Here is a 24,046-nt window from a genome sequence, read left to right on the forward strand (position 1 = left end):
CTCCACTACATTTTTTTATATCCTATATAGATTTTTTTCATTCTATTTTTTCATAAATTTGTTTAGACTATTCATTTAATTACATAATATTTAATTTATTTTACTTTTCATTCATAATCTTATACATTCTTACCATTTTCTCAATTAGGACATTTTCAGACATGGCAGTCATTAATTGATCTTGCGCATGAACCATAAGCAATGTTATTTTAATTCCTTTTCCATTTATTTCAGCCTGAATCAATTTTGTCTGAGTGCTATGAGCTAGTTTAAGTTCTTCTCTAGCCTTTTTTAAAAATTCTTCTGCTTTATCGTAGTTTTTATTTTCAGCTTCATCGAGAGCTTCAAAGGCATATGCTCTTGAGTCTCCTGCATGTAATATTATTTCAAATATTTCTTGCTCCATATAGCTCATCTCCTAATATTATTTATTAAATTGCGGTAAATATCCTTTGTTTAATGAACACAAATCTTCAAATAGCTTAATTGCAATATCTACTGATGGGACTAGTGGATTATTAGCTAGTGCCATTATAGCTTGATTTATATTTCCATGTACTCCAGCTTCTATTGTTGATATCTCATAAAATTTTACACTGTGAATAAGGCCTAAAATTTTTTCTTCTACAGGTCGCGTCAAAGATAGTGGAGTTGCACCTCTCTTATCTACTAAACAGTTAACTTCAACAACGGAATCGTCTGGAATTCCTTTAATGGTTCCATTATTTCTAACATTTATTGTATGAATGTCTTTTTTATCATTGTATATTGAACTTATGAGTGATACAGCTGCATCTGAATAATATGCTCCACCTCTTTTTTCTAACTCAGGTGGTTTAACGTCTAAATTTTTATCTTTATATTTTTCAAATAAGCTTGCTTCAATTTTCTTTACCTGTTCTGCACGTGTCCCAATAGTTTTAGCTGCCTCTTTTTCCTCCTTCAACAATCTATCTGTCATATAGTAATATCTATGATAAGGACATGGTATCATTCCTAAAGCATCTAAAAATTTCTTTGGCCATTTTAAATCTGATATATTTTTCATTGTAAGTTCTGCGCCATCTTTTAATTTTTCTATAACTCTATCAGTTACATTTATGCCTTTATACCATACATTTCGTCCCCATACTAAATGATTAAGTCCTACATATTCTATAAAAACATCCTTACTGTCCACATCTAACATTGAAACTACATCCATCTTCATGTGTATTGGAACATTACATAGGCCTATACATTTAATATCTGTATATTTCAATACAGCTTCTGTTATAATTCCTGATGGATTAGTAAAATTAATAAGCCATGCATTAGGGCATAATTCTTTTATATCTCTTGAAATATCTAAAATTACAGGAATTGTCCTGAGAGCTTTTGCAAAACCTCCAGGGCCAACTGTTTCCTGACCTAATACGTTATACTTTAAAGGGAATCTCTCATCTCTTGCCCTCGCATCTAATCCTCCAACCCTAAATTGTGTAACTACAAAGTCAGCATCAAGTAGCGCCTCTCTTCTATCCAAGGTTAAAGAAATTCTAATGTCTAAATTAGCTTTTTCACACATTCGCTTTGCTAGAGCTCCTACTATATTAAGCTTTTCTTTCCCTTCTTCTATATCAACCAAAACTATTTCCTTAACTGGAAGTTCGCCTTTTCTCTTTATAAAGCCTTCTATTATTTCTGGAGTATAGCTGCTTCCTCCACCAATTATTACAATTTTCAACTCACTCATCTTGCGCCTCCAACTTGATTTTGTTATGCAGCATTTGTACAATAACTGCATAACAAATTCAAAACTATAATCAATTTTTATTAATTATTCTCCATACCCTCTTTAATTAATTTCTTTTCATATGCTTTTAAGAATGGAAAATATAAAGCAGTTACAATAGCTATATTTATTAATACTAAAATTATTGCTCTCCAGTCTCCACCAGTTGCAAGATACGCACCAATAGGCGCTGGCAATGTCCATGGTGCCAAAATAACTGGTTTAGATACTAAATTTAAAGTCATAGCAAAGTATGATACACACCCACAAATTAATGGCCCAAGAATAAATGGTATTATTAATAATGGATTTAACATAATTGGAGCTCCAAATATGACCGGTTCATTAATATTACAGATTCCTGGAATTAAGCTTGCTCTAGCGATATCTTTTAAGTATCTTGATTTAGAGCCTAACATTAATATTACAAGTCCTATAGTTGCTCCTGACCCTCCAATCCATACAAACCATTGAAAAAATGGCTCTGGTGCTATATTAGGAATAGGCTGTCCAGCTGCTTGAGCTGCTACATTAGCATCAAGCATTGCAAGCCATATAGGCCTTGCAACAGTACCAACAACAGAATCTCCATGTATTCCGCATCCCCATAAAAGTGTAATAAGTAAGATTGGAACTAATATTCCAGGAAGTGAATTACCTGCAGTTACCAAAGGCGTAAATATACTTAGCACAAATTTTTGAATATCAAAATTTAATAAATCTCTTATAATCCATATTGGTACTATAATAAAAGCTGCTGGAATAAGAGCTGCAAAAGAATTAGCAACTGATGTTGGGACTTCTTTTGGCATCTTAATAGTTAGATTTTTTTCTTTGCATAATCTAAAGATTTCTACAGCAAAAATAGACATTATAATAGCAGTAAACATACCAGATCCGCCTAAACTAGATAACGATAACATCCAGCCGTTAGGATCAATATTTAATGGAACATTTGTAAGCAGGAATGCTGCAAGACCTAAGCTTCCACCAGACAAAGGATCTAGCTTATATGACTTTGCTAGATTATATGCTATTCCAAAAGATGCATATAAAGCCATTATGCCCATACTTAAGCGATATGGAAACATTATCTGATTAACATATGGAGCCACTAATTGCTTTAGCCAGTCGTTTGGCGGAACTGCAATTACGAGAAAAAAACTTCCAATTATTATTAGTGGAATAGTAGATACTATACCATCCCTAATAGCTTTTAAGTGCCTCTGCTCAGATAATTTAGTCATTGGTGGCAATAAGTACTTTTCTAGCCAATTAAAAAATTTATTCATACTTCCTCCTTATCTTTTATTACTGTTTTTACTTACAATAGCTCTTTATTTGCTTAAGAACTCTTGCTCCACCAAGTGGTGTATATCCCATTGGTTCAATAGCAGTTACTTCAAGATTATATTCATTAGCTTGATCTTTAAAACCATTTAACCTATGTCTTACCTGAGGCGCAACTAAAACTAAATCATATTTATTTTGCTGAATTTCATCCTCAAAATCGCTAGTTCCTACTGCTTTGATTTCTAGATCAAATCCCTCTTTATCAGCTTCCTTTTTTATCGCTTGTACAACAATTGCACTAGACATTCCCCCGGAGCAAACCATTAAAACTTTCATAACAATATCCCCCTTCAATTAGCAATATATTTAAATGCTGCTTTACAATATATGTATTTTAGTGCTAACCGTATTATTACCCGCTTTTGGTTTTAATTTAATAAAATTTCATAAAAAATGATTATGCTTGAAATTTTGTTTCATAAATTAACAAATTTAGTTTTGCAAAAGAATATTAACAAATAATTATTGACAACTGATAATGATTATTGTTAACATAAATTAAGTACTTTGGAAATTATATTTTAAATCCATGTACGTTGATTAGATAAATATTATTGATACTTTATAGATCACGAAAGGCGGTAAAATCGATGAAAGAACTTCATAATATAGGGTGGTATGCTAGTAAGATATCCCCCAAACTACCTAAAAATGCATTTAAACCAGTACCTTCAAGGCTGTTTGGAGGACTTGCATATACAATTATTATAATTTGTGGAATACTCACAATTACTCTATGTAGATTTAATAACATTATAAACTTTTTAATATCTTTAGTTTTAGGCTTTAGTTTTGCATCCATAGGATTTCTTGGGCATGAAATCTTACATGGCACTGTTGTAAAAACACATTGGTTAAAGAACTTGCTTGGAGGGATAGCTTTTTTGCCATTAAGCATAGGTCCAAACCTTTGGATTAAGTGGCATAATATGAGTCATCATGCTAATACTCAACATGAAATAAATGATCCAGATGCTTGGATGAGCTTTGAGCAATTTAGTAATAGAGCTTTTATAAAGTACATTTATAAACTTCCTTTGTGGTTTCGCTCACTATTTAGTTTCTCAGCATTAAGTATTTCATTTACACTTCATGGAACTCGCATGTTTTTTATATATGTTAAGGAATTTAAAAGACAAAAAAGCATAAAACTATGGATTCAGTTTATACTCCCTTGGATTATATGGATAGGTTTATTCTTCTTAGTTGAAACTGATAAATGGATTTTCTCATATTTACTTCCATTCCTTATAGGAAATTTCATTGTAATGTGTTATATATCAAGTAATCATAGATTAAATCCTCTTGTACCTATAAATGATCCTTTGGTTAATAGTCTTTCAGTAACAGTTCCAAAGTGGCTTGATGTTCTACATTTTAATTTTTCTTACCACACAGAGCATCATCTATTTCCAGGAATGAATCCTAAATACTATTCTCTAGTAAAGGAAGAAATATTAAAACTATGGCCAGATAGATATCATCAAATGCCACTTTTAAGTGCTTTGAAGCTTCTTTGGAAAACTCCTAGAATCTATTATAATAACGAGGAATTAATAGATCCAAGAAACAAACGTATATATACTTCACTAGAAAAAGGATTAAAACCTAATAAAATTTCTTATCACAATCTATAAATAGAATTAGAGATATAGATAAGCTAATTGAGACTTAAACTTATGCATACAACTCACCGAAATGAATAATATACTTTTGTTCCAGTTTCTAGGTAATTCTGATGGGTGATTCTAAGGCTATAAAGTTGCACCCAAAGTGCTAGCCTCAAAGAACAAGCTTTGAACTAGCACATTTGGAACAACTTATAGCCAAAGAATCACATCCATCAAAATCACCAATGAAACATTCCACAAAAATATATTACTCATTTCTGGTTGAAAGGTATTTCATAGTCTAAGCATAGTTTATGATTGTATTATCTATATAAATTATTAAGATTTAATTCGTAATAAATATTAGATTTTTTTAAAAACAAAGACTTAAAGTATCTGTTAGTTACTTTAAGTCTTTGTTTTTATCATTTATAGATATCTAAATTAATAATTTGAGTTATTAGATGAATATATTTTCAGATTTGCTAAGACTTTAAGCTCATATATTCACAAGAAATCATAAATATATTTGTAACCACAAGGGTCATAATATGAAGAAAACATTTGAAAATGAGCTGTTAAAGGTTCTTAGCTGTAGGTTGTTCCATTTTAGCTTATCAAACTGAAAGTTGGAACATGCTAAAGTGGCTACAACCTGCTGCTTAGAACCTTTAGCGATATTTTCATAGCTTTTCGGAACCAAAATATTTATGATTTGGTAAGTAGACTAGGGAATCACTTCCCTAACCCCTCTCAGAACCGTACGTGCGGATTTCCCGCATACGGCTCCCCACATTATAATTCACAGTATATATGATATATCTTCTTTTAAGTTGAAAATATTAACATATATTTTAGCTTTAGGTATTTTGAAGCACTCAAACATAGTGTCAAAACTTCTCCAGTTATAACTTCTTTTCTGACTTCTTTTGTTTAGCCATTTAAAAGTTAGTTTTCTTACTAAATATCTGAAAGTTGCGAGACTTAAACTGTTGTCAGTGATTCCGTAATACCTATAATATCCTATTAGTCTCTGTGTCAGTTTCTCCATTAATAATGTGAGCGGCACTGTTCTATTATTCTTTAACCATTCATTCAATCTCTTTATGCTAGCTCCAAATTTCTTTGAGCTAGTCTTCCTCTTAACTCTAAAACTTCCATTCTTTCTGCAACTGCAGAAGTGTGTAAATCCTAGAAAATCAAAAGTTCTATCTTTATATGATTCTAACTTTCATGCTCTCTTGAATTTTCTATCATAGTAGGCATTCTTACCGAAATATAATATTTTAGTTTTATCTTCAGCTACCTGCAAGTTAAATTTGTCTAATCTGTTTTTCAATGCTTCATAGAAAGCTTTCGCTTCGTCTTCATACTGAAAACAGCAAACAAAATCATCCGCATAGCGTACTATGTACGCCTGTCCTTTACACTTCTTTTTGATAAAGTTATTAAACCATATATCTAAAACATAATGTAAATAAATGTTTGCTAATGTTGGAGATATTATTCCCCCTTGTGGAGTTCCTTCATATACTTTATAAAACTTTCTATAAATGATAAGATAAGAATGTAAGGAAATGATCATTTAAGAATGTACAAATTAGTTTTTATAAATTATAATTACCCAATATTTATTGGGGGTAATTATGATTATACAAACAAACATTTATTCAGAAATTAAAATAAATAAGGTAGAAGATCTTCATAAATTAAAGCCACTTATGGAGGTAAACAATTTGAAAGTAAATAAAAGCCAAATAGCTAGAGAACTTGGAGTTGATCCTCGAACCGTAGGCAAATATATAAATGGATATGTCAAACCTACCACTAGAAAATGCAAATCTAAAATAGAAGCTTTTGAGCCTATTATAAAAGAGCTTCTTAGCAAAGATTCAATTCAAGTATTTTATTATAAACGTATTTTATGGCAATATCTAAAAGATAATCATGGACTAGATTGCGCACAATCTTCGTTTAGAAGATACATTTCTAATCACTCAGAATTTAATGAGTACTTTAATAATAGGAAAAAAGGACATATATCAAATGCTTCGCCTATGCGATATGAAACGGAGAAAGGGCAACAAGCACAATTGGATTGGAAAGAAAATATAGAATTTGTTTTGACTACAGGTGAAATTATTAATATAAATATTTTTGTGGCAATCCTTTCATACTCAAGGTTTAGAGTATATAAATTATCGATTGATAAAACGCAAGATATACTACTATCTTTTTTAGATGAGTCATTCGAAACTTTTGGAGGTGTGCCAAAAGAATTACTAACAGATAACATGAAAACAGTTATGGATAACCCTCGAACTACTTATTCTAAGGGAAAAGTAAACAATAAATTTCAACAATTTGCAGATGACTATGGATTTAAGGTCCGTCCCTGCATAGCAGGAAGACCGAATACAAAAGCAAAAGTTGAGGCTCCTATGAAACTATTAGACGAAATAAGGGCCTATAATGGAACCTTAGATTATGAAGGTCTGCATAAGCTTGTTTCGGATTTAAACAATAGAATTAATGGTACATGCCATACATCAACTGGTAAAATACCCATATTGCATTTAGAAAAAGAAAAAGATTTCTTATCAGAACTGCCTAAAGTACAGATAAGAAATCACCACAAAATAATCACCACAAATGTTAAAGTAAATCGCCAAAGTATGATTTCATATAAATCAAACCAATATTCTGTACCACCAGAATATATAGGTAAAAAACTAAAACTTCAAGTTTATGATGATCAACTACATGTGTATTATAGCACAAAGTTAGTTACTATTCATAGAATAAAAAATCAGAAGTTAAATTATCATGCTGATCATTATGCTGAAATCAGTGGTTTAACATTTAATAAAAATTCATATGAAATGATAGAAGTAGCCAGAAATAATTTGAAAATGATAGGAGAAATATATCAAAATGAATAGTACATATACACAACTCATAAATAATTTAGAATATTTGAAGATGAAGCAAATGATTACTCATTTGGACGAAGTTATTGATTTTACAACAAAAAACAATCTATCTTTTGTTGATGCTTTAATTAAGCTTACAGCTCACGAGATCGACTGTAAAGAAGCCAATATGATTAAATCAATGGTTAAGGTTGGGGCTTTTCCACATCAAAAGGAAATTAAAGATTTTGACTTTAATTTTCAACCTGGAATTAATAAAGATCAAATATTGGATTTTTTAACACTGCGTTTTTTAGAATCACAAGAAAATATTGTATTTTTAGGTTCTAGCGGAGTTGGGAAAACACATCTTGCGACATCTATAGGAATCGCGGCTGCGAAGCGCCGGTACAGTACATATTTCATTAAGTGTAATGATTTGCTGCAGCAGCTAAAACGAGCAAATTTAGAGAATAGGTTAGATGCTAGACTTAAGCATTTTAGTAAGTATAAACTTCTTATTATTGATGAATTGGGGTATTTACCTATAGATAAAGAAGATTCGAAACTGTTTTTCCAATTAATTGATATGAGGTATGAGAAAAAAAGCACTATCTTAACTACCAACATAAATTTTAACTCTTGGGATGATATTTTTTATGATCCTGTTATAGCTAGTGCTATCTTAGATAGAATTTTACATCACGCCCATGTTGTTACAATCAATGGAAAATCATATAGACTAAAAGATCATTTTAAACAAGAAGAAGATTAAAAAACCACATTCTTAAATGATCAAAAAGTTACATTTCTAGCTTGACATTTATACTTTCCGTTTTCCATTATTCCAGTTTTCAAAGATCTACCTATATATCTAAGTAAGTTCTTGTCTGCAATCCTGTGTTCAAGAAATTTCATCAACCACTTGTGGTCAACATTATCAAAGAATCCTTTAATATCAGCATCTACAACATAATTCACATTCTTTTCAGATAAATATACATTTAAGATTTTAAGAGCATCATGACAACTTCTATTTTGTCTAAACCCAAAAGAACTATCAATGAAATCTTGTTCATATATTGATTTTAATATTTTATTAATGGCTAATTGTACAACTTTGTCTTCATATGCCGGTATACCTAGAGGTCTTTTCTTGTTTGAACCAGACTTATCTATGTATACTCTCCTTACAGGCTGCGGTCTATATTTAAAAGTCTTCATTCTAATTAGTAGATTATCAATATTATTCTCTAAGTTAGTTTCATATTCTTCCTTTGTTACCTTATCCACTCCTGTAGCCTTATTTCCGCTCAGTTCATAATGGCATAAAATTAGCATTTCCTTGTTAACTAAATGCATTAGTGATGTAAATTTCTCTTTAGGATTATTTCCAGCTATTTCTGCTATCCTCTCAAGTTTTGTGTACATTTTTTTCCTCCTCTGTGTGAGAATTTCTGTTTCTCTTTTCAAGGTCTATAATATGTTACACCCTTCCCTCCATGGTCATTACTCATTTCTTCAGTACTATGGTGTAATCCGACTACTCATTATCATTTGAATACCTCTGATTTCTAATCATTGTTTTCCATACTCTGAAGTCAGAGAATAATGAGTCCTCCCAAGTTGACGTACTATATCAATGTATACCATGCTACACCTTAAAACCACGAGAAAGCACAGATATTCTTGCAATAATGATTATCTATGTTCTGACTTCTAATTTACCGATATTATCGTCCTTTCTGACTTTGTGATAATTTCGTGGCTAGTAGTTTCAGCATTCGCTTGCGGCCTGGTACCTTGTTTGTCTACACTTAACTTATTACATCGCCATAATAAGCCCAAGACTAACTAATGACTGGTTGCTGGCCTTTGTCATGCAGGATTCCCACCTGCTATATAGTAATAATGAGGAAGGTTAGCCCTCATTATCTTTTACGTCCTTGCTTGGCGTACCGGTAAGTTACCACATAAATTTAGATTTATGCTACATCTTTACTCAACATATCTATATTTTCTAATTGATATAGCGAGCCCAATTAAAAAATTAACTACTAGAGATATCATGCTTAAAGTAGATGGAATAAAGGTCCTTCCAATTCCTTCATGTGGACGTAAAACTGGTGCACTCCATGGATAAAAGCCCTTTATCCCTAAGAGATATTCATTTAAAAGCAAGTGATCCAATTGTGTTAGTTTATGCAAACATAACATTAAAAAAATTTAATAATTGGAGTCTTTAATGGAATAGTTACTAAAAAGTGCTCATAAATCAGCATGCATTGAAATATTCTTAAAAAGTAAATGTATGGGAGGTAGATTTAAAGCGATTTAACGATATTGAGAAAGATAATAAAGTTTAGTTTATTCTAATTGGTAACCGCAACAAATCTAATGAAGAAATTTGACTAATTTGGACATTTACAATTAATGCCTAATATAATATATTACTATCTATACCAATCAAGGCACAATCAAAGAAATAATAAACCAGTATGCTTGCCTATTTCGCGTCATACTGCGTCAGCAAATTAAGCTAATAAACCTGCTATTAGCTTAATTTGTTTCCTTATCTGACACTAAATATTCAGCGCATCTTTGATCTATTATTTTCTTTCATGTGCCTAAACAAGTAAATGTCTAAAAAAAATACAATAAATTTATGGAGGGAATTTTATGAATTCAGAAACGATATCAATTTTAATTTATGTGGGTATTGGAATCTTAGCGCTATTTATATTACTCTATGGCATAGGATTTACAAGTATCGGAACTGATGAGGTAGGTATAGTAGAAAAATGGTGGAGTTTAAAAGGGTCTGTACCTGCTGATGGTTTAATTGCATTGAAAGGTGAAGCTGGTTATCAGCCACACGTTCTAAGAGCTGGAGTGCATTTTAAAACTCCTTTTAAGTACAAGGTTAAGAAAGTAAGACTTGTAACAATTCCACAAGGACAGATAGGTTATGTATTTGCAAGATCAGGAGAAAGTCTTGCAGATGGACAAACTTTAGGAAAAGTTATTCCTGAGTGTAAATCCTTTCAGGATGTAGTAGCTTTTTTAAATAATAGAGGGCAAAAAGGTCCTCAAAGGCAAATTCTTCGTGAAGGTACTTATGCATTTAATCTAGCTCAGTTTATCATAATTACAAAGGATAAAGTACATTCAATATTTACTTCAAAGGATGAATCAGAACAAATAGAAACTATGAGAAGTGACTTGCTTAGAGTTAATGGATTCATTCCTGTAGTTATCTCGAGCTCAAAAAATCTTGAACAAGATGAATTTGGAAACAATATTAAAACTAAAGATACAATTGGTATAGTAACTGTTAATGAAGGACCTACTCCAGATAACGGAGCTATAATCGCTCCAATAGTTGGTGATGGTATTACAAATGAATATTACCATAGTAACTTCCAAGAACCTGAAAAATTCTTAGCTGCTGGTGGTAGAAAAGGTAAGCAGATGCAGGTATTGACAGATGGTGTTTACTTTATTAATAGGTTATTTGCTAATGTGGACATAGTTCCAAAAAGTATTATAGATATTGGTTATGTAGGTGTTGTTGTTAGTTACTTTGGTGAAAAAGGTGAAGATGTATCTGGATCAGATTACTCTCATGGAGAACTTGTTGAGCAAGGCAAGAAAGGTATTTGGAGAGAATGTATGATGCCAGGTAAGTATCCATTTAATACTTATGCGGGTAAAATCATTCCAGTTCCTACTACTAATGTTATATTAAAATGGATTAGCGGTCAGGTTGGAGATCATAAACTAGATGATAATTTAAAAGAAATTAATCTTATAACTAAGGATGCTTTTGAACCTAATCTCCCACTTACTGTAGTGTTTAATATTGATTATAGAAAAGCTTCTTCAGTAATCCAAAGATTTGGTGATATTAAACTTCTTATTGAACAATCACTAGATCCTATGGTTGCAGGTTACTTTAAGAATATTGGACAAACTAAGACTTTAATTGAATTGGTACAGGATAGAAGCGCTATTCAAGAACAAGCTTCTAAAGAAATGAAGGAAAAATTCAAATTATATGATTTAGAATTACAGGAAGTATTAATTGGTACACCTGCCGCTTCTTCAACAGATAAGAGAATTGATCTAATCCTTGCACAACTTAGAGATAGACAAGTTGCATTGGAAGAAATTAAAACAAATGAAGCAAAACAAAAGTCAGCAGAAAAACAAAGAGAACTTAATGAAGCAATTGCTAAAAGTGCAGCTCAAGCGGCTCTTACTCAATCAAGTATCGATATAGAAGTTGCTGATAACAAAGGTAAATCTGAATTAAAACTTGCTGAACAATTAGCTTTAAAGACTCAAAAACTTGCTGAAGCTGATAAGTACAAGAGAACTCAAGAAGCTGATGCTTTAAGATATACAAAAGAAGCTGAAGCTGCCGCTAACGCTAAAGCTACTGAACTTAATGCAGCTGCTAATGCTAAACAAGTAGAATTACAAGCTGGAGCTGAAGCTTTCAAACTTGAAAAAGTCGGTGCAGCTCAAGCTTTAAATATCAAAGCTGTTGCAGAAGCTACTGCAGAACAAGAAACAAAGGTTGGTCTTGCAAAAGGTACTGCTGCTAAAGCCTTAGTTGATGCTTATGGCGGTCCTGAATTACAAGTACAACAAAGCGTATTAACTGCTTTTGCAGAAGCATTAAAGATAAGCAAATCCCCTCTTGTACCACAAACAGTAATTATGGGAGGGGCTGATGGAAAAACTCCTAATGCTATGGAAGGAATTTTAAGCATGATTTTAGCTAATATGGCTAGTGCTAATGGATCAATAGTAAATACTGTTACACCTGCACATTCTGATATAACTAATCAATCAGAGAATAGTTCTTCTAAAGAATCAAAGATAGCTAAAAAGAAAGATAATATTTCAGCCAAGGAACCTGAAGTATAAACCTATTTTTACTTCTATTATTATATAGATATCCAACTCTAAAACTAAATTTATGTGGTAACTTACCAAAATCATAAATATTTTGTTCCGAAAAGCTATGAAAATATCGCTGAAGATTATAAGCAGCAGGTTGTATCCATTTTAGCATGCTCCAACTTTCAGTTTGACAAGCTAAAATGGAACAACCAATAGCGGAAACTCGACTCACATTCGTTCACTGAGCGATTCTCACCAAATCAAAGATTTGGGTTCTCTGCTTAAGAACCTTTAACAGCTCATTTTCAAATGTTTTCTCCACAAATATATTTACGATTTCTAGTTGAGATACGAATTTAAATTCTTAACAACTTTATAAATATGTTTATCTAATAATCCAAATCTTTAAATTTCATATCTGTAAAAACGAGATGTATCAAAGTAACTTTTAAAGTTATTTTGATACATCTCAATTTATGTCAACAGAATATTCTAACAACGTATACTTATTTAATCTTTATATTTGATAACATATGAGTCTTTATATAAAATGCATAGTATATATTTTTCCTATGAAAATAACTCTATAAGTTCCTCTTTTGAAAGGCTTCCGAGCGTGTTTTCGCTCTTATAATCACTCTCAAGAATACCATTAATAAGTTCTTTTTTACTTTCTTGAAGATTTATAATTCTTTCTTCAATAGTTCCTTCTGAAATTAATTTAAATACTTGAACTACATTCTTTTGTCCTATCCTATGGGCTCTATCAGTAGCTTGATCTTCTACGGCAGGGTTCCACCACGGGTCAAAATGTATAATAATATCAGCAGAAGTTAAATTAAGTCCTGTCCCGCCAGCTTTTAGTGAAATTAGAAATACCTTGTACTTATCACTGCCATTAAATTCATCTACAAGTTCAGACCTCTTAGTTGCTTTTGTACTTCCATCTAGATACATATGCTTAATTTTATTTTCTGATAATTCTTTAGAAATATTATTAAGAACAGACGTAAACTGTGAAAATAAAGGATTTTATGTCCATTAGATATGTTATCTTCTATAAGATTTAAAGCTTCTTCCAATTTTGCACTTCCTCCTGTGTATTTATCTACTACTATGGATGGATCGAGACATAATTGTCTTAGCTTTGTTAAATAGGAAAATATAGTTATCTTATCCCCTTCAAAATTTTCGGCTTCCATTTTTTCTCTAATATCTTTCACATAGGAAGAATAAACTTTCTTTTGTTCTTTTGTCAGTTCCACATAATAATTTTTCTCAATTTTATCAGGCAATTCTTTAATAACATCTTTTTTTAGCCTTCTAAGCATGAAAGGTCTTATAAATTTTTGAAGTTCAATTGCAGAACTGTCATTATCTATAAATTTTTTCTTGAAAAACGTTGAGTTATATAAATAATTAGGCATAATAAAATCAAAAATGCTCCACAGCTCAATTAAGTTATTTTCAATGGGAGTTCCTGTTAATACAAATTTGTTTTTTGCTTTTATATTTTTGACGCATTTTGTACTTTGAGCCAAAGGATTTTTTATATTCTGACCCTCATCAAGGATACAATAATCAAAATGTAATTTCTCATAATTTTCTTCATCATTTCTTAAAGTACCGTAAGTAGTTAGTACCACATCATATTCATCTATGCTTTCTATGTTTTTTACTCTTTCATTCTTATTACCATGGACAACACATATGTTCATAGATGGGGCAAACTTTAAAAACTCATTTTTCCAATTATATATTAAAGAAGTTGGGGCAATTATTAAAGACTTCTTATCTTTTTCAGATAGTAAAAATGCAATAGTCTGTACTGTCTTTCCAAGTCCCATTTCATCAGCCAGTACTCCGCCAAAACCTAAATAACTTAAATTCTTAAACCACTTAAAGCCAGTTATTTGATAATCTCGGAGCTGCGTTTTCAAGTTATCCGGCATAATATATTCAAGTTTATCTAATTCTAAAACCTTATTTGCAATGTCTTTTACAACATTTTTTCCTTTTATAAATGACAAGTTGCTATTTTCCAAATAATCATTTAATACAATAGCTTTATTTTTGTGTAATTTTATTTTTCCTTCCTTATTGCCGTTTGTAATGTTATCAACCAAGGTAAGAAAATCTTGAATTTCTTTTCCTTCAAGATTAATAAAGCTGTCATTTTTTAGCTTATAATACTTTCTTTTATTATTAAAAGCCTCTAAAATATTCTTATATTCTTTAGGAGATATATCATCTATTTCAAAATTAAAATCTAAAAAGTTATCTTCACTCTCTTTAATATTGGCCTGGATTTTAGGTGTATAGTAGACTTTCCTCTCTCTAAACCTATCTGAATAATAAACATCCCCTAATGCTTCAAGTTCTTTATATTTATCTCCAAGAAATAAATACAAATCATATTCATCTCCATCATATTCAAATATATTATCCTTATAATTAAAATTGAGGTTAGTTAAAACTTCTAAAATACTTTCTTCCTTATTTGAATCACGTATGATGATTTTATTTTTATTCTCTGGGCCAGAAAAATATTTTAATTTTTCTTCACCATACATTAAGTTTACATCTAAAACTATTTGCTTCTTTCTTATATCCAAAAAGAATTCAGCTATTAAATCATTTTTTACCAAGTTATCAATTTTTTCATCTATTTTAATATTAGAAGCTATAACTTCTAATTTTGGCATTACTTCATTAAATATATCTAAAGCCGCTTCTTTTTTGAATTCCAGCCTTTTGAAATTTTTAAAATACTCGTAAAATATCTTAAGACTCTCAATTTGTGACTTTGATGGCAAATAAATATTTTTATTAAATAAAAAAACATCATATTTGCTAGTTAGCGGTTTAAATGAATCCTCACTTATTTTTATAATATATTTTTCGTTATTTTCACCAATATCCATTTCTAAAGGAATATTATCTTCAATAATCTTAACTTTTTCTAAATCATATGTGATATTTTTTTCTTTTACTATATGTAAAAAACGTCTAAGAGAAACATCATTAATATTGAGATATTTACCCTCAATTAATCCACTGCTATATCTATATGTTATTTCATCGTTAGCCACATATTCTTCTATAACCCCCACTATATCTTCATCGATTTCGTTAAATATATTCACCAATGGATTATAGGTAAAGTCTTTTCCATACTCAATATTTTGACCTGCAGTTCTCGCTTTTATAAAATCTTTTACACTTTTTAATACATACATTTTTTTGTTTCCAATTTTAAAGTCTGCTTGAAAATATCCACTAGTTTTCTTAGAGTTTAAATTAACCTCTAATTTAATTTTCTCTTTTGGATGTTTTAAAACTTTAAGCTTATTTAATATATCCTCCCCCATATTTTCGGCTTTCTTTGCAATCTCTTCGTTTTTAGCTTTTCTTGCAAATATATATTTTGACAATACCGCACATATATGTTTACATATATACTTATTTCTTGGGGTTGTATTATTATGAAAATCTAAACAATCGCAATATGTACCATTTATTTCGCTAGAATTTCCATCTATCAGCACCTTTACATCATAATGAGAATAACTTGTTTGAGAGTAAACTTTTGAAGTAATCTCTATAAATTCCATTTCCCTGTCAACTACTTCTCTTAAGTTCAATACCTTTCCAGCCCTAACTAATTCGTTTCCTTTTTGTTTTTTTAGAAATTGTATTTTTCCTTCAAAATTCTCAGATAATTTTTTAATACTAAAATTCATAACTCAAATCAATTCCTTTAATTTAATAATCTAATAACTATAATTATTGCCCTACTTATTTACATACTTACATGAATATGTGGAACTTTTACTGTTCTTTTTTATATATTATAAAAACATTTTTTAATTATATCATTTTATTTAGAATAAGTTAATTATTTGCTATTTTCGTTTATAAACTTTTGAATCTATGATACAATCAATTATAAAATTGTAAAATCATTTGGATTATATGATTTATTATAGGCATATGAAAGAAAATATACGAGAGTTACGACTTGTTATTTTATGAATAGGCCTTACACTGGAGGGATAAACATGAATGAGAAACAAATAGAAATGATGAAGAAATTAATAGAAGAAAAGAAACAAAAGGGAAATAACATTAAAAATAATAAAAGACCTAAGAAGGTTATTGGCCGAATGTTACTAGATAATGGAAAAACAACTCAATAAAACATTATTATTCTAAGGAAGGTAATGTAAATTGAAATAAATTTACTTTAACTTCATATAGAAAGTTCAGTTATTCTTTCTTCAACAAGATCTTACTGATACTTCTGAAGTCGGAATAGCTGGGTTACTATCTATATATAATAGATAGCCTGAAACTCTTCTAAAGCTCTCTGTTCATAAGCTTTATAAAGTCATCATGTTTCATTAGTATTGAAAAGTAAATGCTTGAACCAGTTAAGAATGTGTTTGCCATTGGTACAATACTTAAAATTATTAGACTCGCAAGCACCTGCCATTCAAGTTTATTACTTTTAAAGTCGATTTCTTTCTTATTTATAAATACTCTGATAAAAAATAATACTAGAAATATGTAGCTTAATACTGTAGATATTGAATATAGATATTCCATTTTATCAAGTCCTTTTATTTATTTTTTATGTACATTACTATTGTATACCTCTATTCAATTAATTTCCACTAAAGTTACATTTTTATGGTTATTTTTTATTCATCTTGCTTGTAATTATATTTGAGAAAAATCTGGACTATAAGAAAGCACTGCGCGTATATGACTTTAGTACAATGCTTTTATACCGAAAATTATGTTAAAGATTTAGGGGTATTTCTTCGTACAATTCATCTCTTTCATCTGAGTAAAGCCAGCCTTCATCTTCTGCATAATCAAATATTTCTTCTAAAAGTATATCGTATTCTTTAGCAAAAACTGCTGGATTTCTTTTATATTTATCAATCGTTTGTTCAGGGAAATCGTTCTTTCTAATCTTCTCTTCAAGCACAAGTGCTTTTAAATATGTACTTCCTATCAGTTCTCTAATCACATTATACCTATAACTTCTCGCGCTACAGATATAAAGCCTACATATTACTGGTCTCTCTTCATATATAGTGCATAGATTTGTTTCTGTTATGAAATTACAGTCAGTTTTCTTATCTAATACATACTGATCAAAATCCCTATAGTAATTTCTCTTTTTAACTAACCTTTCTTGCACAAAATTCGAAGCAGCTTCATTATCCCAATTACTTAGTTTATTCACACATACATTATCCATTTCAACAGACCAAGACTTTTTGCAGCAGCTCTCCTCACATCCATTACAATCAAGAGGATTATTATTTAAAAATATATCAATTGCATCTAACACATCTTTAACTGTTGTATTTTTAGCAATTTTGTCATAATTCACTTTTCCTTCGCCATCAAATAGTAATTTCATTTTATAGTTCCTCTATTTCAAATTATTTTTTCTTAATAAAAAGAGCCTAAAGCAGAAAATTTTAAAAAAATACTTTCAACTTTAGGCTAAAATTTTTAGTCTGTTAATATTCAGGTAGTTAAATAATAACTACCTGTAAATTTTTAATTTCCCCAAGAATGCTTCCGAGACACAAAATGCGGAAGTCGCTTTTTTGTAAGTAAAATAGTTTTATATTATAATAGTTAATACTATTAGTAACGCTATAATTTATTACTTAAACTTTCTCTTTCTAGCTTCTTCTGACTTTTTCTTTCTTTTTACGCTTGGCTTTTCATAGTGTTGTCTCTTTTTTGCCTCTGAAAGGATTCCAGACATTGAACATTTCTTTTTAAATCTTCTCAATGCTTGCTCTAGAGATTCATTTTCTCCTACTTTAATTTCTGACATACTTTTATCCCTCCCTCCGGCGCTGTATTGTAAACCACATTAATAGTTTACAAATATAAACTCATAATATACTATACATTATTTACTAAAATGCTGTCAATGCCCTAATAGTTTAGTAATAAAGTCTTATGATACTTCTAAGCTAGATATTCTGTGGCCCTCTGCACTTTTTAATGCATATAAAAAAAATCTGACAGGTGAATTTATTTTTTTATTCTCGTGATTGAATTCAAGATAATTTGAAAATATTGTTTTATAATTTACCTACAGATTTAATTACATTATATTTTTCTACGAAAATATAATTATTATACTTTGTAAAGACTTTTCCTTCATAGGTAGTTCCTAAAATAGAAAAAGAGCTCCCAGATAAAATGAGAGTTCTTTTTACGAATCGAAAATCAAGAAATTTATACGCTTTTAATTTTAAGAATTAGGATAGTCAGTAACTGATTGCTTCATATTACCAGATTTTGCAGTATTACCTGTATTATTTACTACGTGTGTTATCTCACCATTACCAGATAAAAATACTGAACATGCATGGTGTACTTTAACTCCAGATGCATTTGGAACCTCTATTCCATTATTTTCTGATACTACAGCATCCCTAAAGTATGAGTAAATTCCTGATCCAAAAAGCTGATGAGAAGTAACTGAATCAGCCACTTTGTAAGAAGCATATCCGTTTTGAGTACCATTATTGCTCATCCAAGATGCTTGATTTGGAACATCATATGGTAATTCACTTTGATAGAAGTATACTTTTCCACCATTACCATTCCATATAGTTTGATACTCCTTAAAGTGCTCTACAAACAATCCATATAGTGTAACATTATTACCATTTACAATAACACCATTTTTTGCGTTGTTAACTGTCCAGCCTACTCCTGCACCGTGATCTGCACGCCATACCCAGAAATCATCGCCTATAACATTATTACTATTTATTTTTAGACTTGTATCAGCATTTCCTACTGCTGCCCCACCAATTCTAAAGAATAAATCACTAAGACTTGTAGGATTAGCTGAGTGATCAGCAGAACTTCCATCTTGTCCAACTTTCAATAATACTGGTGAATTCTTTGCTCCAGCATCAAAAAGAATTCCAGAAACCTTTACTCCGTCAACATCTGAAATATTCATTGCAGCAGTACCATTGTCTGGGATCAAAGTTGCAAGTCCAAGACCTAATATAACTGTATTAGACTTTGTTACATTTATAGCATCACTAAGATGATATACTCCAGGTGTAAATATAATGTTCTTTCCTTGGCTAAGGGCTGCATTTATGCTTTCAGCTGTGGATGTATCTGGTTTTGCTATATAGAACTGATCTATAGGTAATGATGTACCTTGTCCTAGACCATTTGCCCAAGTTATTCCTTGAGAATTCTTCCTAAGATCAGGAATGAAAACTTGGTAATTTCCACTATCATCAATATAAAGAAATGGTTTTTCTCTAATAGCTGGTGTTTGACTGACTACTGTATCTGGTGTTGATGGATATGCATTGTCATCCGTAGGTGCTCCATTATTCCCTACGAAAACCATGTTCCAGTTTGCACCATTCCAAGATCCCATTTGACTGTTTCTAGTAAAGAATTGTTGTTGTGATCCAGAAGTAATTGAATTATCAATCTTCGAATCAGCTATAAATCCACCACTAGACCAAGCTCCATCATAATTAGTTCCAAGTGGATCCCATAAAGACAATCCACCTTTAATGTGAACACGTCTCATTGGTGCAGCTTGTGATACTGCCCAGGTTAATGTGCCTGCTGGAGCTAAATTATTAGAAGAATAAGTTGGAGTCACAGCAACATTTTCAACCGATCTCCAAAAGTTACAAGTCGCATTTCCACCCATCCAATCTGCTTCACAACGTACTGCACCAGTTATATTAACAGCATCTGGTGTCTTTCCAAGTCCTAATACAGATGTAAAGAAACCTACATTTACATTTACGTTATATGAACCTGGCTTAAACAAAAAGGCATATCTTTCATTTCCAAACTGATTTGTCTCCATCTTACTAAATACGCTATCAACAGTATTTTGGATATCAGAACTTGGCATTGATGGATCAAATATTTTAACATTTGGACCTAAATCCACATTGTTAACTGTATTACCATCTGGAGTACCGTATACTTCAAATTCCCATAGAGAGTACCCATATTGTGTAGTTCTTGTTGTTCCAAGCATTCGTATATATCTTCCAGTTGCAGTAGAATTAAAAGCTATGTTTTCTACTCCTCCTGTTCCTCCTGTTTTTGTATAAGCATCTATCCAATTTTTATTATCAGTTGATACTTGTATCTTATAATCTTTTGCAGCAGCAGTTTCCCAATTTAGTTTTACTCCTGAGATATTATAACTTCCACCTAAGTCAATAGATATCCATTGAGGATCGCTGCCTTGAGAAGACTCCCACCTGGTTCCTGCATTTCCATCAACAGCTAAAGAAGCAGTATTTCCACCTGTAACTGAAGATGAAGTTGCTGACTTATTTAACGCAATATTAGTTGCTACTGCTGCACTTTCTGTAGATGCATTTGAGGTAATTTCACTGTTTGCTCCTAAACTTACAGTTTCAGCCTTTGTGATAAATGAAGTTGACATAAACATAGTAGTAAAGACAGCCATTGAAAGAGTTAATGATAAAATTCTTTTATTTCTCCTAATCATTATTAAACTACCTCCTAAAAATACAATTTAACCTTATATTTTGAATATTTAGCTTCTTAATTAAAAATACTCTACTTGTTTTGTTGCAACAAAGACATTAATTTACTTAACTGTATTGAGGTTAAGTTTTATATTTTACTTCACTAATACCTAATACTAAAGCGCTTTAGCATTAAGCATGATGAAAGTAAATATCATATTATTAAACTTATTTAACTGAATTTATTTAATTAGTAACTGGAAGTAGGTTTTATGTCGAGAACTTAATTAAAACGTATACATAGAATGCTTCCATTTACTAGACAACAATAATTTAACTTATTAGATGACTATATTTACAAAGTTGCTGAAACTTTAAGTTAATATCTTCACTAGAAATTATAAATATATTTGTAACCACAAGAGTCATAATATGGAGAAAACATTTGAAAATGAGCTATCAATATTGCTTTATTCATTGGTGATTTCATTATAAACGAGAATTTTATAGTTATGTAAAGGACTATTTTTATGATATGCTGCTTGCGATGTGTATGCTTTACTTTATACCTTGATAATACTCTGATAAAAAACCAAAGTAAACACCCATTTCTCTAAACATTCATATTTTAGAACAAAACGCAAATATTCAATATATCTTTTTATAAATATTCCTTTTATTCTTAAAAATGTGCGTTTAATTCTTATAAAAATGCAAAAGCCATCCATTTCACTGGATGACTTTCTATAGAATTAATATAGCTTAAATAATTTTACTGCTGTTTTTGCAATTTTATATACAGGTGTTTCAAGCTCTCTGCTTGCATTCTTAAGTTCTTTTCGAATCTCTATATGCTGTGGACAATGCTTTTCACATTTACCACATTCAACACATTGTGAAGCACTGCTTGGATTTTTACGTACTGCAGTACACATTAGATAATTATGCCTGCCTGACTTTTTATTCTCAGAATACATAAGATTGTACGAATGAAAAGTTCCTGGTATATCTACCCCCTTAGGACATGGCATACAATATCCACAGCCTGTGCAGCCAACTTTAATATTTCTATTTAGCTCATTTTTAATCTGTTCTATTAAGTCAAAATCTTCTTTGGTGAATTCATCAACCTCCACATTACTTGCAATATCTATATTTTCACGAAGCATTTCAAGGGAGTTCATTCCTGATAATACGCACGTAACCTCAGGCTGATTCCAGAGCCATCTAAATGCCCATTCTGCTGGAGTACGTTTCTTTGAATTTTCCTTTATTATGTTCTTAGCTTTTTCAGGTAATAAATTAACTAATCTTCCACCACGTAATGGCTCCATTATAATTACAGGAAGACCTTTTTTATTAGCAGCCTTTAATCCTCTTTTTCCTGCCTGGCTATGTTCATCTAAATAATTATATTGAATCTGGCAAAAGTCCCAATCATAAACCTCCAGTAACTGAAGAAAAGTTTCTGTATTTCCATGATAGGAAAAGCCAACATTACGAATTTGCCCATTTTGAACTTTCTCTTTTAACCAATCATCTGCGCCTAATGCTTTTAATCTGTTCCAAGTCTGCACATCAGTAAGCATATGCATAAGGTAATAATCAACATAATCTGTTTGGAGCCTTCTTAATTGTTCTTTAAAATATTTTTCTAAATCCTTCTTTGACTTAACCATAAAATGTGGGAGCTTTGTTGCAATAAATATTTTCTCTCTACATTTATTTCTTTTTAAAATTTCCCCAAGTGTAGCCTCACTACCTGGATAAACATAAGCCGTATCAAAGTAATTCACACCGTTATTTATTGCTTCCATAATTTCTTTTTCTGCTTTATCTATATCAATGCTGGTTCCTTTTCTAGTAAAACGCATACAGCCATAACCTAATATTGATAACTTATTTCCGTTTTTGTCTTCTCTATATTTCATTTTTGAAGATTCCTCAACAGAATCCATCATTGCAACCACCTCATCAACAATTTATATAATATATGTATATTATAACAAATTGAACTTTTTGCCAATAGCCGATTTAATATTCTTTTATTAAGAAAAATGTGGTAAATATGACTTTAAAATATAATTGATTGTTAATTAATTTTAGTCTAATATTGTTGTTACCCCTCAGTAAACTGCTTTAATGATAAATAATACATTTGAAATCCTAGTAAAGCAAATGCTGAGTTTAGATTAAGATGTAGAAATCTAATTACTGTATAATATTAAATAAAAATTTCTAAGACAGGAGAATAGAAAATGAAAACTAAAAGAAACTATGGTTTTAATGACTACTTTGAGTTGTTTTTATATGCTCTTGCTGTAATTTGTTCTATTTATTTTCTTATTAGGGGCGATATGCAAAGAACACTTCAACCCATATTAATAATCCTAGTGTTAACTTTTATAAAAGTATTAATAAATAAAAGTAGAATTCCAATTTCGACTGGCTTAAGATTTTCTGTTTTAGCATTTATTTTTATTACTATGTTTTTTGCTAACGAATTTAAAGGTTATTCATTTATACCTTATCTTGATAAAATAGAACATTTGTCGTCAGGGGTTATACTCTTCTATATAGGTTCGTTAATATTGGAGCTTATAAATAAAAATGAAACAAATAAGCTTAATGTGAAAACAATCATTCTTTTTAGCCTTTTCTTTGCAATAGCTATGGCTGGAATTTGGGAAATTTACGAGTTTACAACTGATAGATTATTTGGTCTTAGAAGCCAAAATAATAGTCTAGTGGATACTATGGGGGACATTATCTGCGGAAGTATTGGATCTTTATTTACTAGTATTTACACTTACAAAACTTTAAAGGTTAACTTTAAATTTTCATCAGAAGTGATTGGTGATTCTGACAATTTATAAAATAGATTTTAATTATATCTTTAAGATAAATGGTCTATATTTGCACATTAATTAAAGGCGTCTAGTAAAT

At 30.6% G+C, this 24,046-nt stretch carries 20 protein-coding genes; 6 read left to right on the plus strand and 14 right to left on the minus strand.

The genetic code is table 11. The features are described 5' to 3' along the window. Positions 1-100: 100 nt before the first annotated feature. The 4 genes from AXY43_RS01270 to AXY43_RS01285 all read right to left on the minus strand — a co-directional run bounded on the left by AXY43_RS01270 (position 101) and on the right by AXY43_RS01285 (position 3,403). A complete protein-coding gene (locus AXY43_RS01270) occupies positions 101-406 on the minus strand; it encodes a PTS lactose/cellobiose transporter subunit IIA (RefSeq protein WP_087701976.1) in 306 nt (101 codons plus the stop codon). 18 nt (positions 407-424) lie between these two features. Continuing rightward, a complete protein-coding gene (locus tag AXY43_RS01275; RefSeq protein WP_105410815.1) occupies positions 425-1,735 on the minus strand; it encodes a 6-phospho-beta-glucosidase in 1,311 nt (436 codons plus the stop codon). Between the two features lie 80 nt (positions 1,736-1,815). Continuing rightward, positions 1,816-3,066, minus strand: coding sequence for a PTS sugar transporter subunit IIC (locus AXY43_RS01280; RefSeq protein ID WP_023975599.1), 1,251 nt, complete (start codon positions 3,064-3,066; stop codon positions 1,816-1,818). 28 nt (positions 3,067-3,094) lie between these two features. After that, entirely contained in the window at positions 3,095-3,403 is a 309-nt protein-coding gene (locus AXY43_RS01285) for a PTS sugar transporter subunit IIB (RefSeq protein WP_023975600.1), read from the minus strand. Positions 3,404-3,717: 314 nt separating this feature from the next. Here AXY43_RS01285 and AXY43_RS01290 point away from each other — a divergent pair, with 314 nt between their 5' ends. Next, positions 3,718-4,764, plus strand: coding sequence for a fatty acid desaturase family protein (locus AXY43_RS01290; RefSeq protein WP_023975601.1), 1,047 nt, complete (start codon positions 3,718-3,720; stop codon positions 4,762-4,764). Between the two features lie 775 nt (positions 4,765-5,539). On the opposite strand, the gene AXY43_RS28710 is transcribed toward AXY43_RS01290, so the two are convergent. Beyond that, complete coding sequence (locus tag AXY43_RS28710) at positions 5,540-5,836, minus strand: group II intron maturase-specific domain-containing protein (RefSeq protein ID WP_171786255.1); 297 nt, start codon at positions 5,834-5,836, stop codon at positions 5,540-5,542. Between the two features lie 132 nt (positions 5,837-5,968). Next, positions 5,969-6,322, minus strand: a complete 354-nt coding sequence (locus AXY43_RS01295) for a reverse transcriptase domain-containing protein (protein WP_105410816.1) — start codon at positions 6,320-6,322, stop codon at positions 5,969-5,971. Positions 6,323-6,383: 61 nt separating this feature from the next. Here AXY43_RS01295 and istA point away from each other — a divergent pair, with 61 nt between their 5' ends. After that, positions 6,384-7,679: an IS21 family transposase gene (gene istA, locus AXY43_RS01300; protein ID WP_105410817.1), complete on the plus strand. Its 1,296-nt coding sequence runs from the start codon at positions 6,384-6,386 to the stop codon at positions 7,677-7,679. Beyond that, positions 7,672-8,424, plus strand: a complete 753-nt coding sequence (istB, locus tag AXY43_RS01305; protein ID WP_078114545.1) for an IS21-like element helper ATPase IstB — start codon at positions 7,672-7,674, stop codon at positions 8,422-8,424. The genes istA and istB overlap by 8 nt, the downstream gene beginning before the upstream one ends. Positions 8,425-8,444: 20 nt before the next feature. On the opposite strand, the gene AXY43_RS01310 is transcribed toward istB, so the two are convergent. Continuing rightward, the gene (locus tag AXY43_RS01310; RefSeq protein ID WP_105410818.1) at positions 8,445-9,080 is read right to left on the minus strand and encodes a reverse transcriptase domain-containing protein; all 636 of its coding nucleotides are present in this window, start codon (positions 9,078-9,080) and stop codon (positions 8,445-8,447) included. 1,248 nt (positions 9,081-10,328) lie between these two features. Between AXY43_RS01310 and AXY43_RS01320 the strand changes: the two genes are divergently transcribed. After that, complete coding sequence (locus AXY43_RS01320) at positions 10,329-12,584, plus strand: SPFH domain-containing protein (RefSeq protein ID WP_023975604.1); 2,256 nt, start codon at positions 10,329-10,331, stop codon at positions 12,582-12,584. A 546-nt stretch (positions 12,585-13,130) separates the two neighbouring features. On the opposite strand, the gene AXY43_RS27410 is transcribed toward AXY43_RS01320, so the two are convergent. Continuing rightward, on the minus strand, positions 13,131-13,553 hold the full coding sequence (locus AXY43_RS27410) for a DEAD/DEAH box helicase (protein ID WP_347501435.1): 423 nt from the start codon (positions 13,551-13,553) through the stop codon (positions 13,131-13,133). Next, positions 13,508-16,303, minus strand: coding sequence for an SNF2 helicase associated domain-containing protein (locus AXY43_RS01325; RefSeq protein ID WP_243099147.1), 2,796 nt, complete (start codon positions 16,301-16,303; stop codon positions 13,508-13,510). The genes AXY43_RS27410 and AXY43_RS01325 overlap by 46 nt, the downstream gene beginning before the upstream one ends. 318 nt (positions 16,304-16,621) lie before the next feature. Here AXY43_RS01325 and AXY43_RS27415 point away from each other — a divergent pair, with 318 nt between their 5' ends. Beyond that, entirely contained in the window at positions 16,622-16,759 is a 138-nt protein-coding gene (locus AXY43_RS27415) for a hypothetical protein (RefSeq protein ID WP_167514414.1), read from the plus strand. 160 nt (positions 16,760-16,919) lie between these two features. On the opposite strand, the gene AXY43_RS01330 is transcribed toward AXY43_RS27415, so the two are convergent. From AXY43_RS01330 to AXY43_RS01350, 5 genes are all read right to left on the minus strand, one after another. Beyond that, complete coding sequence (locus tag AXY43_RS01330) at positions 16,920-17,168, minus strand: hypothetical protein (protein WP_023975607.1); 249 nt, start codon at positions 17,166-17,168, stop codon at positions 16,920-16,922. Between the two features lie 196 nt (positions 17,169-17,364). Beyond that, positions 17,365-17,997, minus strand: a complete 633-nt coding sequence (locus AXY43_RS01335) for a YkgJ family cysteine cluster protein (protein WP_087701971.1) — start codon at positions 17,995-17,997, stop codon at positions 17,365-17,367. Positions 17,998-18,249: 252 nt separating this feature from the next. Continuing rightward, positions 18,250-18,426, minus strand: a complete 177-nt coding sequence (gene rpsU / locus AXY43_RS01340; protein WP_012058882.1) for a 30S ribosomal protein S21 — start codon at positions 18,424-18,426, stop codon at positions 18,250-18,252. A 426-nt stretch (positions 18,427-18,852) separates the two neighbouring features. After that, a complete protein-coding gene (locus AXY43_RS01345; RefSeq protein ID WP_105410819.1) occupies positions 18,853-21,120 on the minus strand; it encodes a discoidin domain-containing protein in 2,268 nt (755 codons plus the stop codon). Between the two features lie 732 nt (positions 21,121-21,852). Then, entirely contained in the window at positions 21,853-23,061 is a 1,209-nt protein-coding gene (locus AXY43_RS01350; protein ID WP_077306969.1) for an aldo/keto reductase, read from the minus strand. 297 nt (positions 23,062-23,358) lie between these two features. On the opposite strand from AXY43_RS01350, the gene AXY43_RS01355 reads away from it, so the two are divergent. Next, positions 23,359-23,976: a hypothetical protein gene (locus AXY43_RS01355; protein ID WP_105410820.1), complete on the plus strand. Its 618-nt coding sequence runs from the start codon at positions 23,359-23,361 to the stop codon at positions 23,974-23,976. Positions 23,977-24,046 lie beyond the last annotated feature (70 nt).

The organism is Clostridium sp. MF28 (genome assembly GCF_002969175.1).
In the GTDB taxonomy this organism is placed as follows: domain Bacteria; phylum Bacillota; class Clostridia; order Clostridiales; family Clostridiaceae; genus Clostridium; species Clostridium beijerinckii.

Bases quoted from the DNA above. Each gene is read 5' to 3' on its own strand.
- AXY43_RS01270 (WP_087701976.1), bottom strand. From the start codon at position 406: ATGGAGCAAGAAATATTTGAAATAATATTACATGCAGGAGACTCAAGA.
- AXY43_RS01275 (WP_105410815.1), bottom strand. From the start codon at position 1,735: ATGAGTGAGTTGAAAATTGTAATAATTGGTGGAGGAAGCAGCTATACT.
- AXY43_RS01280 (WP_023975599.1), bottom strand. From the start codon at position 3,066: ATGAATAAATTTTTTAATTGGCTAGAAAAGTACTTATTGCCACCAATG.
- AXY43_RS01285 (WP_023975600.1), bottom strand. From the start codon at position 3,403: ATGAAAGTTTTAATGGTTTGCTCCGGGGGAATGTCTAGTGCAATTGTT.
- AXY43_RS01290 (WP_023975601.1), top strand. From the start codon at position 3,718: ATGAAAGAACTTCATAATATAGGGTGGTATGCTAGTAAGATATCCCCC.
- AXY43_RS01295 (WP_105410816.1), bottom strand. From the start codon at position 6,322: ATGATCATTTCCTTACATTCTTATCTTATCATTTATAGAAAGTTTTAT.
- istA (WP_105410817.1), top strand. From the start codon at position 6,384: ATGATTATACAAACAAACATTTATTCAGAAATTAAAATAAATAAGGTA.
- istB (WP_078114545.1), top strand. From the start codon at position 7,672: ATGAATAGTACATATACACAACTCATAAATAATTTAGAATATTTGAAG.
- AXY43_RS01310 (WP_105410818.1), bottom strand. From the start codon at position 9,080: ATGTACACAAAACTTGAGAGGATAGCAGAAATAGCTGGAAATAATCCT.
- AXY43_RS01320 (WP_023975604.1), top strand. From the start codon at position 10,329: ATGAATTCAGAAACGATATCAATTTTAATTTATGTGGGTATTGGAATC.
- AXY43_RS01325 (WP_243099147.1), bottom strand. From the start codon at position 16,303: ATGAATTTTAGTATTAAAAAATTATCTGAGAATTTTGAAGGAAAAATA.
- AXY43_RS27415 (WP_167514414.1), top strand. From the start codon at position 16,622: ATGAATGAGAAACAAATAGAAATGATGAAGAAATTAATAGAAGAAAAG.
- AXY43_RS01330 (WP_023975607.1), bottom strand. From the start codon at position 17,168: ATGGAATATCTATATTCAATATCTACAGTATTAAGCTACATATTTCTA.
- AXY43_RS01335 (WP_087701971.1), bottom strand. From the start codon at position 17,997: ATGAAATTACTATTTGATGGCGAAGGAAAAGTGAATTATGACAAAATT.
- rpsU (WP_012058882.1), bottom strand. From the start codon at position 18,426: ATGTCAGAAATTAAAGTAGGAGAAAATGAATCTCTAGAGCAAGCATTG.
- AXY43_RS01345 (WP_105410819.1), bottom strand. From the start codon at position 21,120: ATGATTAGGAGAAATAAAAGAATTTTATCATTAACTCTTTCAATGGCT.
- AXY43_RS01350 (WP_077306969.1), bottom strand. From the start codon at position 23,061: ATGATGGATTCTGTTGAGGAATCTTCAAAAATGAAATATAGAGAAGAC.
- AXY43_RS01355 (WP_105410820.1), top strand. From the start codon at position 23,359: ATGAAAACTAAAAGAAACTATGGTTTTAATGACTACTTTGAGTTGTTT.